Source organism: Chryseobacterium vaccae (assembly GCF_009602705.1).
GTDB classification, from domain to species: domain Bacteria; phylum Bacteroidota; class Bacteroidia; order Flavobacteriales; family Weeksellaceae; genus Chryseobacterium; species Chryseobacterium vaccae.
In genome coordinates this window covers 4,936,650-4,950,775 of sequence record NZ_VSWH01000001.1, presented here as the reverse complement: position 1 = coordinate 4,950,775, position 14,126 = coordinate 4,936,650, and the positions used below count along the sequence as shown (strand labels likewise).

Annotated in this window: 10 protein-coding genes; 3 read left to right on the top strand and 7 right to left on the bottom strand. The window is 37.5% G+C overall.

All coding sequences use genetic code 11. The features are described from left to right. Positions 1-284 precede the first annotated feature (284 nt). Positions 285-641, top strand: coding sequence for a 50S ribosomal protein L19 (rplS, locus tag FW768_RS22655; protein WP_034704964.1), 357 nt, complete (start codon positions 285-287; stop codon positions 639-641). A 305-nt stretch (positions 642-946) separates the two neighbouring features. Here rplS and FW768_RS22650 read toward each other — a convergent pair whose 3' ends face one another. Beyond that, positions 947-1,390, bottom strand: coding sequence for an SRPBCC family protein (locus tag FW768_RS22650; protein WP_153399484.1), 444 nt, complete (start codon positions 1,388-1,390; stop codon positions 947-949). 105 nt (positions 1,391-1,495) lie between these two features. Beyond that, complete coding sequence (locus FW768_RS22645; RefSeq protein WP_153399483.1) at positions 1,496-2,281, bottom strand: AraC family transcriptional regulator; 786 nt, start codon at positions 2,279-2,281, stop codon at positions 1,496-1,498. A gap of 75 nt (positions 2,282-2,356) precedes the next feature. Here FW768_RS22645 and FW768_RS22640 point away from each other — a divergent pair, with 75 nt between their 5' ends. Beyond that, entirely contained in the window at positions 2,357-3,493 is a 1,137-nt protein-coding gene (locus FW768_RS22640; protein ID WP_153399481.1) for a multidrug effflux MFS transporter, read from the top strand. Between the two features lie 257 nt (positions 3,494-3,750). Here FW768_RS22640 and FW768_RS22635 read toward each other — a convergent pair whose 3' ends face one another. The 5 genes from FW768_RS22635 to rpsA all read right to left on the bottom strand — a co-directional run bounded on the left by FW768_RS22635 (position 3,751) and on the right by rpsA (position 12,318). Continuing rightward, entirely contained in the window at positions 3,751-4,746 is a 996-nt protein-coding gene (locus tag FW768_RS22635; protein ID WP_153399479.1) for an alpha/beta fold hydrolase, read from the bottom strand. An 86-nt stretch (positions 4,747-4,832) separates the two neighbouring features. Continuing rightward, positions 4,833-5,813 carry an EamA family transporter gene (locus FW768_RS22630; RefSeq protein ID WP_153399477.1) on the bottom strand — a complete coding sequence of 327 codons (981 nt, stop codon included), beginning with the start codon at positions 5,811-5,813 and terminating at the stop codon, positions 4,833-4,835. A gap of 127 nt (positions 5,814-5,940) precedes the next feature. After that, positions 5,941-8,538 (bottom strand): T9SS-dependent M36 family metallopeptidase, encoded by a 2,598-nt coding sequence (locus tag FW768_RS22625; RefSeq protein WP_153399475.1) that lies wholly within the window; start codon positions 8,536-8,538, stop codon positions 5,941-5,943. Positions 8,539-8,733: 195 nt separating this feature from the next. Continuing rightward, complete coding sequence (locus FW768_RS22620) at positions 8,734-10,161, bottom strand: T9SS type A sorting domain-containing protein (RefSeq protein ID WP_153399473.1); 1,428 nt, start codon at positions 10,159-10,161, stop codon at positions 8,734-8,736. A gap of 366 nt (positions 10,162-10,527) precedes the next feature. Beyond that, on the bottom strand, positions 10,528-12,318 hold the full coding sequence (rpsA, locus tag FW768_RS22615; protein WP_076597121.1) for a 30S ribosomal protein S1: 1,791 nt from the start codon (positions 12,316-12,318) through the stop codon (positions 10,528-10,530). Between the two features lie 333 nt (positions 12,319-12,651). On the opposite strand from rpsA, the gene FW768_RS22610 reads away from it, so the two are divergent. Beyond that, on the top strand, positions 12,652-13,959 hold the full coding sequence (locus FW768_RS22610) for a DEAD/DEAH box helicase (RefSeq protein ID WP_153399471.1): 1,308 nt from the start codon (positions 12,652-12,654) through the stop codon (positions 13,957-13,959). Positions 13,960-14,126 lie beyond the last annotated feature (167 nt).

The window sequence follows — 14,126 nt, the reverse complement described above, 5'->3', positions numbered from 1 at the left end:
TAGATAATTATTTTTAAGTTTCAATTTGTAAATCAGCAGATTATAAAAAAGCATTCCAGCCTTTTTATTTTCGGGCAAAAGTAGAACTCATATGTAAACTCAGTCTGATGGGAACTTAAAAGATCTGTTAAGTTTTAGCCTTAATCAGGGTGAAAAAATTATAGTTTTTAGCATATAATTTATTTGGTACATTCAAAAACTATTTTGTACATTTGCAACCTGTTATTTAACCTCTGACGAAAAACGTGTAAGTTGCTTAGCTTTAACATTTTATTTTATTAATAATGGATTTATTAAAGTACGTACAAGACCAGTACATTACTAAAAAAGATTTCCCTGAATTCAAAGCAGGAGACACAATTACTGTGTATTACGAAATTAAAGAAGGACAAAAAACAAGAACTCAGTTCTTCAAAGGTACCGTTATCCAATTAAGAGGTACTGGTGCTACAAAAACATTTACCATCAGAAAAATGAGTGGTGATGTAGGAGTAGAAAGAGTATTCCCAATCAACATGCCTGCTCTTCAAAAAATTGAAGTTGACAGAAGAGGTAGAGTTAGAAGATCTAGAATTTACTACTTCAGAGATCTTAGAGGTAAGAAAGCTAGAATTAAAGACGCTGCTTACAAGAAGAAATAATTCAGACAACAATACATACAAAAGAAGCTGTTTACCATGTGAACAGCTTCTTTTTTGTTCTTTATTTGGAGACCCGGGACAGTATTTTTCCGCAGACTCTGCGGATTGAGCAGATTTATCTTCAACATCAATAAAATTTTATGAAACCATTGCTGAGTGAAACGCCCTTGCACCCTAATAACATAAGCACTAAAAAGCATTACGCCCTTTAGCGTTAAACCAACATAAGCTCTATGTATTGACTTTAGTTCGGAATAAAAATTTCTGATTCTGACAGGTAGGGTTGGTGAATTAATAGCAAAAAATTATTTTCTATAAGGGTTTCCTTTTCCTGTTTCCAGAAATAATTTCAGACTGTTGGTGAATTGCAGCCAACCTCCAGAACATATTTCATAGCATTCAATATCCGGATGAAGACCAAGATGTGTAACCTTAACTACAGTACTATTCCTCTCCTGCCCTATTTCCCATATAATGGTAGTTCCTATCCATTCGGTCTGATTCTTTAATTCAGGAAGATTGATCAGCGAATCTTCTACATACCAGACTACTTTTGAACTGGGAACTAATTCTTTCACCCGCATTGTTTTGTAAATATTTTCCCCGAATCTTATCGTGAACAGGTCATCAGCTTGTTCTGATGAGCCGCTAAACATTTCCGTCCACCAGAGAGAAATGTTATATGCCAATGCGCCATATACTTTATCTGCTGTTGTTTTGATTTCGATGGTATGGGTGTAATTATTCATGGAATTTTGTTTTTAGTTATGCATAAAATTATACCATTGATTACTACAATTTTATGTAAAATATTTCTTAGCAGACTTTGCATAAGACAAGAAATACATTCCGGTTCACTGTTCATTTTTCATCAGATACTGCAGTGGTGTAGATCCTGTATGGTTCTTGAAAAATTCAATGAACGCACTGTCTGACGAGAATTCCAGAATATAAGACACCTCGCCTATTGAATTACCTTCTACCAGAAGCTCTATCGACCTCTGCAAGCGCCATTGCTGTCTCCATTCCTGATAAGATAATCCGGTTTCTTTTTTAAAGATCCGGCTGATTGTTTTTTCTACAGCTCCTATTTCTTCTGTCAGCTTTTTTAACATGGGTGGTACAGAATTTCTTTGTGTCCACTCTTCCGTTGCTTTTTTAAAACGCCTGTCAATTGGCATTCTTAGATCCAGTTTTTCTTCAGGAGCTGTTTTTAATTCGTTCCAGAATACTTTCAGAATATTTTCCTGATGCTGACTTAGCACAGTCCATTTCCAAAAGCAGATTCTTTCGATAATTTCTTTTAGTAAAGGATTTACCTGCAATACTTTAAGATCCGCCTTCATATGTTTCCCGGCATAATCTTCATCAAAATAGATAGATCTGTACGCTACAACATTCCGAAAGTTGACTCTATGAACTTCTTTTGCAGGAATCCAGAGCATTCTGAAAGGCGGCAGAACCAACTGCTTCTCAGAGGTTGTAACCGTCATACACCCCGAAGGAGCATACAGAAGCTGAGCTTTGGTCTGATGGAAATGAAAACCAGAATCATGCATCACCATATCGGATGCTATGCCTATCACTTTTTCAGCAATATTGTCGGGATTAAATTCTTCATTCTGCTGGAGTATAGCCATGTCTTATTTTCGATGTTTTTTGTATTTATATCATTATAAATATACGTTCAATTTTTCAAAACTTTGCAGAAAAAAATGAAAAAGACTAATCCACTGTGGCTGCTTACTCTTTTGGTGATGCTTCCCCAGTTTGTAGAAACCATTTACAGCCCTGTACTTCCTATGATACAGGAACATTTTTCCATTCGTGAGGAATCTGCAGCATTGACGATAAGTCTGTATTTTATATCTTTCGCATTAGGAGTAGCTTTTTGGGGAATCCAGAGTGACCGTATCGGGCGAAAGAAAGCACTGGAATATGGACTGATCACTTATGGTATCGGGGCACTGGCTGCACTTTTAGCAACTGATTTCACCCTCATGCTTGCTGCCAGAGTTGTTTCTGCTTTTGGAATTTCTGTAGGTTCTATTATTGCCCAGACCATTTTAAGGGATCTGTATGATAAAAACAGCATCAGTAAAGTATTTTCCTGGATTGGAATTGGCTTGTCGGTAAGCCCTGTGATCGGGATGGTCTCCGGTTCTGTGCTGGCTTCATTCTCAGGGTATCAGGGAGTATTTATTACACTGGCTTTACTTGCCGTTCTGTTTTGGATTCTTTCAAAAAACAAAATATCAGAAACCATTCAGGTAAAAAAGCAAATCAATTCAGGAACATTGATTCATTTGCTGAAACGCATGCTCAGGGATCCCGAAATTATCAGAAGCTGTCTGCTGATTATGAGTTTTAATGTCCTTTTATTTTCCTATTATTCACTGGCTCCGTTTATTTTCAAAGAAAACCAGCTTAGTTCTTATGATTTTGGATACAGTAGTTTTATTTTAGCAATCGGGACTTTTATCGGTGCACAGCTTAACAGATATTTGTTATTGAGAAGTATATCTTCTGAAACGCTGGTAAAAACAGGTGTATGGATCTCATTTACTGCTTCAGTCTTTGTATGGGTCTTCGGCCGGGGAATGTTTTTTCTGATTCCTTTCTGCTTTATTGTGATGGCATTCAGTATAGCTATTCCTAATATTCTGAGTACCGCTCTGATCAGATATAAGAATGAAGCCGGAAGTGCGGGTGCTTTGCTCGGGTTGATTTATTATATCCTTATTGGACTGGGATTAATAAGCATCGGTTATATTCAGAATCTGGGGATTTCATGTCTTCTTTTTTCAGGAATCGGACTTGTATCATTTTATCTGCTCCGTGGGAAAAAGTAAGTTATGAACTAAAAGATAAATTTTATTTGAAACATTAAGATTTATTAAGGGATAAGATCAGTTAAGGAAAAAATCAAAGATTTTTTATAAGCCGGATAATTTAAAAACGCCTATGGATAAAGCAGAAATCAACAAAAAGAAATTCTGAATTTCGGACAGGCTCTATGGCTGAAAATACGGGGTTACCAGAATGGCACTCCTTTTTTCAGCCTTATTTGTTTTGTTAGTAAACTACTATTTTAAGGTCAGATTCAGAATTATCTTATAAAATCATATAACGTACTAAAAAACTTAGGATATACCTCAATATGAGGAAGATGGCCTACATTTTCAAGCTCTACTAATTTTGAACCGGCAATTTCACGCTGTGTTTTTTTACCAAGTTCCTGGTACTGCCCCATTTTGGGCTGAAGTTCTTTGGGAGCCCTGTCTTTCCCGATTGCCGTTCTGTCTCTTGTTCCAATAATGAGGAGCGTAGGTATTTTAATGTTTTTAAATTCATAGCAAACTGGTTGGTTATAGATCATATCGGTAGTCAGTGCAGCATCCCATGCTACCTTAGGATAATCTTTATGCAGTGTCCATCCGGCAATGAGATCAAGCCACGGCTGATATTCATCTTTCCATTTGTTGTCATAATAGAATTTCAGCTGATAATTTTTGTAGGTTTCCGCTGTATTTTTTAATTCTGACTGATAAGCCTGGTCAATGGTCTGGTAAGAAGCAAAAGTTTTATAATCTTCAAGCCCGATAGGGTTTTCCAGAATGAGTTTCTGAACTCTTTCTGGATAAAGCAATGTAAATCTCGTAGCAACCATTCCTCCCATAGAATGTCCTAAAACTATTGTTTTTTCAATCTTCAGCTGATCCAGAATGGCTTTTGTATTTTCTGCAAGCTGTGAAAAGGAAAACTGATAATTCTGAGGTTTTGAAGATTTTCCAAATCCTATCTGATCGGGAATAATCACTCTGAATCCTTTAGCAGAAAGATCTTTAGCTGTTCTTTCCCAATATGCTCCATTAAAATTTTTTCCATGAAGAAGCATTATGGTTTTTCCATTGGCTTTTTGAGGCTGTACATCCATATACGCCATTTTCAGGTCGTTATTCTGGGATTTCAGATCGAGATAATGAACTTCATAGGGATATTTGTATTCCGACAATACAGCATCTAAAGGTTTTACCTGCGAAAACATAAGGGCCGGAGCTGCTGACAGCATTATTACCGTAACTGCATTTCTGAAATTTTTCATTCCGATTTATTTTAGAAACATAAAATTAAAAAAACCGCTCCAAAGGAACGGTCTAAGATTGTTATTTTTAGATTAATTACTATTTTTTAAGATAATTCCACGGCTTTGTATTCTTGTTTGGAAGGCAGATTCATCAATACAATAGCAAAAAGAATCAGTGCAATTCCTATCCATTGTACGAATATTACTTTCTCACCCAGTAAAACAAAGGCCATCGTCACGGAAACCGGAAGCTCCAGTGATGAAACAATACTTCCTAATCCAAGTCCGGCATTCGGGAATCCAACGTTGAACAAAATTGGTGGAATAATAGTTCCGAAGAGTGCCAGTACAAATCCATATGTCCAGAATATAGAATAGTTGAAAGAATGAATATGCTCTGTATTCTCTGTAAAATTCAGGTAAAATGACTTCAGGCTGTCTGAATACATCGGCCCGATCTGTGCGAAAAACAGGAAAGCAAATACCACTACCGCACCACCACAAAGCATAATAATACTTTTCCTGAACACCGGAAGATGAGTCGCCAGAGTATTGGATGTAAACATTGTCAGCGTATAGGAAGCTGCAGCCATCAGTCCCCAGAATATTCCATGCCAGTCCAGCTCAATCTCCATATTCATCAGGTTGGTTGCCAGAATAGTTCCTGCCAGTACAATAATTACTGATATTACTTTTCTTGCATTCGGTAATTTTTTGGAGATAAAACTTTCTACCACCACACTGAACCAAACGGACTGCATGAGTAATACAATAGCAATGGAAACATCTATGTACTGAACCGCAATATAATAAAACAGGCTGGTGCATCCCAGAGAGGTTCCTGCCAGCATTAACATTCTAACTTCTTTGCCGCTTGGAGACGACAACTTTTGTTTAGAGGTGATGGTCTGGATAAAATTCAGGACCAAAAGTCCGGTTAATCCTAGTAAAAATTGGGATGTTGTGACTTCAGAGGTGGTAAAACCATCCTTATAAGCCATCTTTACAAATGTAGCCAACATACCGTATATACTAGCACCGATCCCTACAAATAAAACTCCTTTCAGTATATTTTTCTTCTTCATATTTTTTTAAAACAGCCTGCAAATTTACAATATAATAATTAAAATCGCCGGCAATGTCAGCATGATAGATAAATAAAATCGCCGCAGGTATTCTCTGCGGCGATTTTTATAGGATTAAAAAAGATGATTATTTCTTTACAATCACTTTAGATGATGATTCAAAACCAAGGCCTTTTACTTTTACCATATACGTTCCGTTAACCATTTTATTGGTTGAAACGGCTTTTTTAGCATCCGGAGAAACTTTATCTTCTGAAGAAATCAGTTTTCCTGACATATCGTAAATTTCAACACTAACTTTTCCAAGCATATCGCCAGGGAAGTTAATGTAGAATTCATCTTTAGCCGGGTTCGGATAGATAGAAATTTTATTTTTAGCTGCTTTTACTTCTTCTGTGGAAAGAGCAGAACATCCTGCAGGAAGATCAAAGTTTTCCACCTGATCATTGATATCCGTTTTAGATCCTGCTGAAGCACCGAAACCAAGGCCTCTTTTAGCAAAAACTCTCCAGATCATACACTTATCCTGTCCGCCTGTTGTGGCTAAATCCGCATTTAGAATAGCGTTTCTTCCGTCAATAAAAGTAGGAAGACATCCCTGAAGCTTAAGGGCATCGGTTACTAACTGTAATACTTTGGTGCTTCCGTTTGGTGTATTTGAAGTTACATCTGAAGAATATCCGTATTTTTCAACATATTTCCAATGAAGATCCCATAGCATGGTGGCCCAAACAAAGCCAATTGAGTGTACATCAGGTACTATAGCAGAACCGTTGTTGTATTCCATTCCGTTGGTATGTCCATAGGTAGCGTAATTCACGTTAAAATCAGGTGAATATTTTAATGGTCTGATTCCATTTCCGTTAGTCTGCTGCCCGATAGGATAAGTTCCCATTCCTCTTGCTACAGAAGCATTATCCCCTGGTCTGTTAGTCAGCATCAATGCAAAGAAATCTGACCATCCTTCTCCCATCTGCTCTTTATCAGCTCCTGAATTCAGACAGTTAGATCCTGTTCCTGTAAGTCTGTTGGAAATCCCGTGGCCATATTCATGAGTAACGATACCATTATCAAAACTTCCGTCATATTTTGTATCAGCTCTTACGGCAATATTTACAGTGGTATTGGCTGCTAATTTTGTTTTGATATATTCTCCTTCAGAATTGGTAATTAATATAGAAGGAATCGTAATTGTAGTATCTGTTCCTCCCATATTTCCTAATGTAGAACCACTTGCAGCATTATTATAAATAACAACCCCTATTGCTCCTGCGTTTTGAGCATTTTTTACTTTCGCAGGGAAGCTACAGGTTCCTCCTCTCTCAATTAAACCAATTTTTCCTGTCATTTCACCAGCCGGCAGAGCAGTACAGCCATCAATAACACTGGCCAATTTTACATCTCCTGTTATTCCTATATCATTCACAGGTGCTCCAAACTGTGCAACTCCTGCGTTTACATTACGACCAACAGCATCAGACGGTGCACTATAGAATAGTTTTCGATTTGAAGCCAGCCATAGATACATCTGCATAACAGGATTATAATTATCCGGATATGGGGCAAAATTAGCATTATTGAAACCGCCTCCATCCTGAGACTGTGCAAAAACCTCATCATCATCCAGACCTCCTTTTCCGAAGTTATTGCTCTGGAAATTTTTGGCAGACTCTGTAAATCCGAATTTATAGAAAATATCATGCACCATGTTACTTATATAAAATAAATTGGTTGTGGCCGCAGATAAATTGTTATATGTTAATGCATTAGGATCATATGGAAAATCAAAAGTTCTGGAAGCCCCTCCATCCGGAGAAACCCCATATGTACTTTCCCTGGCATCTTTATCATCATACGCATACACGTTATTTCCTCTTGTTACGGTATAATGGGTAGTACCGTTGGAATGCCATCCTTCCGGAGAAGAAGCCAGAATCCATGGGTTGCTTACCAAAGCTCTGGAACCAAAGGTTGGTGCCTCCACCGGTAGAGGGAATACATTGTATGTTGCATTATCTGGAGCCAGCGTAACAAAATTTGTACGATTGATATGATAAGTTCCTTCGTATTGAGGTAATGCCGCAGCTACATGTTCATCATGAGCGTAAGCCCCTTCACTGAAATTACATGAAACTGTAAGATTCGTTTTATTTAAAATTTTGCCGTCATGGGCATCTACCAGGATATCCCAGTGATTGGGTGTACCTGGTTCATTTAACAAATATTCATAAGCCAGCTTCAGGTCCTGGTTATTATCGACTGTATAAACCAAACGCTGTTTGGCTGCTGTCATTTTTCCCGGTCCTTTCTCAAAGAAAGCCATGATCTTAAGGTTGGAAATTTCTTCACTTCCCAGATCACCTGCAATTTTCTTCAGGGCTTCTTCTTTCGTCAGCCTTGCATTGGCTAAAGCAGATACTTTATAGTCTTTGATAAAGTTATCAGTATAATAAATAACTTTCTGATCTCTTACCAATGCTGTTCCTGCAGTACCATATACAGGAAGGCCGTTATATGTCTGCTGGAATTTGACAACATCCCCATTCATTGATTTTGAATGGTCAATATTATCAATAACAAAATTAGTAAGGTCTGACTTTTTATATTCTCTGATTGTGTTTTGAGAAATATAATCTTTAATCAGATTATTATTATCCTGTGAAAACAAAGTTAAAGGAAATGCTGTGAATACAGCAAATAAGAGTGGTAGAGTTATCTTTTTCATTTTTTACTAATAAAGGCGCTAATTTACAAATAATTCACAGTCAATACATGTTTTAGTAGAATATTTTTAAAAATAACACTCATTATACCATACAAAATTAATCATCATTTTTTTACGATTATGCTAACTCTGCACTATCAGGCCATTTATAAAAAAAAGCTGCCTTTTCAGGCAGCTCTGTTATTTACATTTCGATTATTTCTTTATTATTTTCTCTGAATAGGTTTCATTTTTATCCGTCGTTACATTCACCACATATACTCCTTCTTTTCGAGAGCTCAGATCTACATTTATTTCTTTTTCCCCGCGTACTATTTTATTATAAACTGTATTCCCGCTCAGGTCTCTGATCTCAAGTTTTCCTGATTTAGCTTCTTTATTCAGGATTACTTTAAATAATCCATTGGTAGGATTAGGAGTAAGCTTGAACATCTTTTCTTCTGCTAATGGTTTCGCTGTTTTTAATACCGGGCATTCCATATTAATGTCATAATCAAAAAACGGATAGTTATTCCAGGCATATGCTACTTCAGTCTGACCGTTATAAGAGTATTCCATGGTCAATTTGAACTTCTGCGGTCCTGTTGCTCCGCCATTAATAGCAGCAGCAAAGTCTGAAGTCTGTGGATAATAGACAAAAAAGTTACCTGGTCCGAATGAAGGGTTATATGGCACAGGGAAAACAGTTCCTGTCTGTAAGCCTACCAGCTCCAGCTTAAGACTCAATAAAGTAGCCCCTGCTGGAAGATGATGATATCCGCCAACACCTTGTGTATATCCTATACATTCTCCCGGCTCGTATCTGAAATCTACGGTTCCCATACCATTCGTTTCGCATATATTCTGTGCCAGGTCTCTCCAATAACCCATTTCACCAGAGCCAACTTCAAACCCATTAGGTCTGTTAAAATATGTTCTTGGAGTTGAGTTAATATTAGGATCTCCCTGAACAGGTTCTACCGCTCCGGAATATGACCCTGAACCATGCGAGGCAATAGCTGCTGCTGCCCTCATTGCAGACATCACTGTACTGGTATGGACCATGGTAAACCTTGCCCCTCTGCTATATTTGAACTTCAGCTCATTCACAAATGCTGCAGTAGTACCATAGGCCGGGCTGCTAGAGTTCACAAGATAAGAGCCTGTAAGAGCACTACCCAGATTTCTCATTGCGTCAGTAAATACAACCACTCTAAGATCCTGCACCAGCCCTAAAGTTGTCTGAGGACTCATAATATTAGCATTGGGATTTCCATCAAGTGCATCGCCAATCATTCCTAAGGATTCATTAAAAAGATCTCCGAAATCCAAGCGTCTGTCAAAATTCTGGGCGACAAACTGATCGCTGGTAAAATCGGATTCAATATAAATCATGGGCTTATATGTCCCGCTGGTATCCCCATACTTTCCTGTTCCATACTGTACAACAGCTACTCTGTTTCTGTTATTACAGGCTAGAAGCTCTTCCATCAGTTTAATAGCCCCCCGCTTCATGTTAGCGTATTCGGCAGCGGTAATAGAACTTCCGTTATCCAGCATAAAAATGTAATCAAGTCCTTGTGCTTTAAGACCACTCCACGACATCATGAATGCCATGAATAAAAATAAAAATGTTTTTTTCATAGTTAAAAGTTTGTTTTAGCTGGCTAAAAATAACATAATTTCCTTAATTGGTGAAATATTTTAACATAATTAGAAAAAAATTAAAAATATTCAAAGTCCAAGTTCAAAAACGAAGGTTTAATCCTGAGAAAATAGATGTTATTTTTATTCAAGTCTACTCACAAACCTAACAGGTTTATTCCGTCATTACAGATAGCCTCGATAGTAACGGTTACCCCGCAACATGAATGGAGAAGTGAAGGATTCAGGCCAGGGGAAGCCATGGCGTGAGGAGTATGAGTGGATAGCGGGAAAAAGCTCCTGAAAAATATAAAACAAAAAAAGCCGCTCAAATGAGCGGCTCAATATTTATCAATGGTTCAAAGATTATTTACCTTCTTCCATTTTTCTTTTCAACTCTGCTAATGCATCGATGTCTCCAAGAGTAGATCTTTCTTCGTTGTTTGAAGAAGAAGATACGTTTCTAGAAGAAGATTCTTTAACGTTTTTCTTTTCTTCGTCTCTGAAGATCCCTGTGTGAGAAACTACAACTCTCTTGAATTCTTTGTTGAATTCAATTACTTTGAATTGAGCATCTTCACCTTTCTTGATTTTAGATCCATCTTCTTTCTCTAATAATCTTGAAGGGCAGAATGCTTCAACCTCAGCATCTTCGAATTGTACAGAAGCTCCTTTATCGTGAACTTCTACAGCTTTACCAGCGTGGATCGTTCCTTCAGCATATTTAGTTTCGAATTTATCCCATGGGTTTTCAGTCAATTGCTTGTGACCTAGAGATAATCTTCTAGCCTGGATATCTAGCTCAAGAACTACAACATCTAATTTATCACCTACTGCACAGAATTCAGATGGGTGCTTGATTTTCTTAGTCCAAGAAAGATCAGAGATGTAGATTAATCCGTCGATACCTTCTTCTAACTCTACGAATACACCAAAGTTAGTGAAGTTTCTTACCGTTCCTACATGCTGAGATCCTACCGGATACTTAGCTTCAATGTTTTCCCATGGATCTTTAGACAATTGCTTGATACCAAGAGAAATTTTTCTTTCTTCTCTATCTAAAGTTAATACTTCAGCTTCTACTTCATCACCTACTTTTACGAAATCTCCAGCAGATCTTAAGTGAGTAGACCAAGACATTTCAGAAACGTGGATTAATCCTTCAACACCTGGAGCGATTTCTACGAATGCACCATAGTCAGCAAGAACTACTACTTTTCCTTTTACTTTATCTCCAACTTTCATGTCAGCAGAAAGAGCATCCCAAGGATGAGCTTCTAATTGCTTCATACCTAACTGGATTCTTGTTTTCTCATCATCGAAATCAAGGATTACAACTTTTACAGTCTGTCCGTCCTCAAGGATTTCAGATGGGTGGTTCACTCTAGACCAAGAAAGGTCTGTAATGTGGATCAATCCATCAACACCTCCTAAGTCAATGAATACACCGTAAGAAGTAATATTCTTAACAGTACCTTCAAGAACCTGACCTTTTTCAAGCTGAGCGATGATTTCTTTTTTCTGACCTTCGATATCTGCTTCGATCAATGCTTTGTGAGAAACTACTACGTTTTTGAACTCAGGGTTGATTTTCACAACTTTGAACTCCATAGTTTTTCCTACGAACTGATCGTAATCTTTAATTGGCTTAACGTCAATTTGAGAACCAGGTAAGAATGCTTCGATTCCGTGAACGTCAACGATCATACCACCCTTAGTTCTAGATTTAACAAAACCGTTAACGATTTCTCCAGTTTCGTGAAGTTCGTTTACTTTATCCCAAGCTTTAAGCGTTCTAGCTTTTCTGTGAGATAATTGTAATTGTCCGGTTTTGTCTTCTCTCTTGTCAACCATTACTTCTACCTCGTCACCTACTTTAAGGCCTTGGTTGTAACGGAATTCGTTTAGAGAGATAACACCTTCAGATTTGAAGTTGATGTCTACGATAGCTTCTTTGTCAGTTAATCTTACAACTTTACCAACTAAAACGTCATTATCGTCCAGGTTGTTTAAAGATCCGTTGTAGATTTCTTCTAAATCGCTTTTTTCTTTTCTCGCATCTGCATCAAGACCTGATTCGAAAGAATCCCAATCAAATTGTTCTGGTGCTACGTTTTGGTTTAATAAAACCTCTGCTGAATTTGTCTCTTTTGACATTTTCTAATAAAAATTTGTATTCCTTCTTTTTTAACGGTTTGAATAAATGCGGATTAAAAAATACGGAAGTAATTAATTATAAGTAATTTACTCATCAAACCTTTTCGCCACAAAAGTGGGTGCAAAGATATAAAATTTATTTGAGATAAGCAATATTTCCACCCTGACCTTTACAGTCTGTAAACGACTGATCTAGAGAAGGATGAATTGTGAATTTTGCTGCGCAAGTGAAATGTCAATGATTACAACATCAAAAATTCACAAGCGAAGCGGATTGAGCATTCACTATTGACTCTTTATAAAATCTACTCTTCAAATCACTACCTTTGCACCATGGAATTAGAATCAATTTATCAAAAACTGCAGATTCAGGATATGAATCAGATGCAGAAATCCACATACAACGCCTCTGAAAACAATACGGACATCGTCCTGCTCTCCCCTACAGGTTCAGGGAAAACCCTTGCTTTTTTATTTCCGGTTCTCAGGAATCTGAAAAAGGATGCACAGGGTGTTCAGGCTTTAATATTAGTTCCGGCAAGAGAACTGGCTATACAGATTGAGCAGGTTTTCAAAGCAATGGGAACAGATTTTAAGGTTTCCGTTTGTTATGGCGGACATGATAAAAAGATTGAGGTCAATAATTTAATTGAAGCTCCTGCTGTTTTAATCGGAACTCCCGGAAGAGTTGCTTATCATGTGAGAAATCATAATTTTGATCCGAAAAGCATTCAGACTTTAGTTCTTGATGAATTTGACAAAGCCCTGGAGCTGGGCTTCCATGAAGATATGGAGTTTATAGCAGGTTCACTAAAAGGTCTTTCACAAAGAATTTTAACTTCAGCCACAGCCATGGACGAGATTCCAAAGTTTACAGGCTTAAAAAATGAGAAAACGATTGACTTTTTAAAGTTAAGTGAAGTAAAACCGGATATTCAGTTACGAAAAGTAATGACCATTTCGGAGGAAAAACTGGATACATTGTTTCATTTAATCTGTAAAATAGGAAATAAAAGAACCCTTATTTTCTGTAATCACCGCGAGGCTGTGGACCGTATTTCAGAGCTTCTTCATCAAATGGGAATCGACAGGGAAACCTTCCACGGCGGAATGGAACAGGACGAAAGAGAACGCGCCTTATTGAAATTCAGAAATGATTCGGCCAGAATTCTTATCACCACCGATCTTGCTGCCCGCGGACTTGATATACCCGAAGTGGAATCCATCGTCCATTATCAGCTCCCTCCAAAAGAAGATGCTTTTATTCACAGAAACGGACGTACGGCAAGGATGAACGCCAAAGGTTTTGTTTATCTGATTATGACTGAAGATGAAAATTTCCCTTTCATTAAAAATAACACTCCGGAAGAAAGCGTTACGGGATTTGACAGGGCCCCTCAGAAGACGCCTTTCCAGACAATTTACATCAGTGCAGGAAAAAAAGATAAAGTAAATAAGGTGGATATTGTAGGATATTTACTTAAAAAAGGAGAGCTACAGAAAGAAGATGTTGGGGTTATCGAAGTAAAAGATACCACATCCTATGTTGCTGTTGCCAGAAATAAGGTGAATGCTGTTTTAAGAAAGCTTCAGAATGAAAAACTGAAAGGCAAGAAAGTAAAAATGGAGGTTGCTTATTAAAAGGTATTTGCAAAGACGCAAAAGATTTAGCCATTTTGAGATATTGATGTGCAAACTTTATTTAGGAAAGTTTGCACATTTTTTTGTGGGTGCCATGAATACACGAATTTTTTATTTTCAGATCGCTCGCTGATCTTGATTAGGCAGATCTTTTATTCAGAGGCCAA

Bases quoted from the DNA above. Each gene is read 5' to 3' on its own strand.
- rplS (WP_034704964.1), top strand. From the start codon at position 285: ATGGATTTATTAAAGTACGTACAAGACCAGTACATTACTAAAAAAGAT.
- FW768_RS22650 (WP_153399484.1), bottom strand. From the start codon at position 1,390: ATGAATAATTACACCCATACCATCGAAATCAAAACAACAGCAGATAAA.
- FW768_RS22645 (WP_153399483.1), bottom strand. From the start codon at position 2,281: ATGGCTATACTCCAGCAGAATGAAGAATTTAATCCCGACAATATTGCT.
- FW768_RS22640 (WP_153399481.1), top strand. From the start codon at position 2,357: ATGAAAAAGACTAATCCACTGTGGCTGCTTACTCTTTTGGTGATGCTT.
- FW768_RS22635 (WP_153399479.1), bottom strand. From the start codon at position 4,746: ATGAAAAATTTCAGAAATGCAGTTACGGTAATAATGCTGTCAGCAGCT.
- FW768_RS22630 (WP_153399477.1), bottom strand. From the start codon at position 5,813: ATGAAGAAGAAAAATATACTGAAAGGAGTTTTATTTGTAGGGATCGGT.
- FW768_RS22625 (WP_153399475.1), bottom strand. From the start codon at position 8,538: ATGAAAAAGATAACTCTACCACTCTTATTTGCTGTATTCACAGCATTT.
- FW768_RS22620 (WP_153399473.1), bottom strand. From the start codon at position 10,161: ATGAAAAAAACATTTTTATTTTTATTCATGGCATTCATGATGTCGTGG.
- rpsA (WP_076597121.1), bottom strand. From the start codon at position 12,318: ATGTCAAAAGAGACAAATTCAGCAGAGGTTTTATTAAACCAAAACGTA.
- FW768_RS22610 (WP_153399471.1), top strand. From the start codon at position 12,652: ATGGAATTAGAATCAATTTATCAAAAACTGCAGATTCAGGATATGAAT.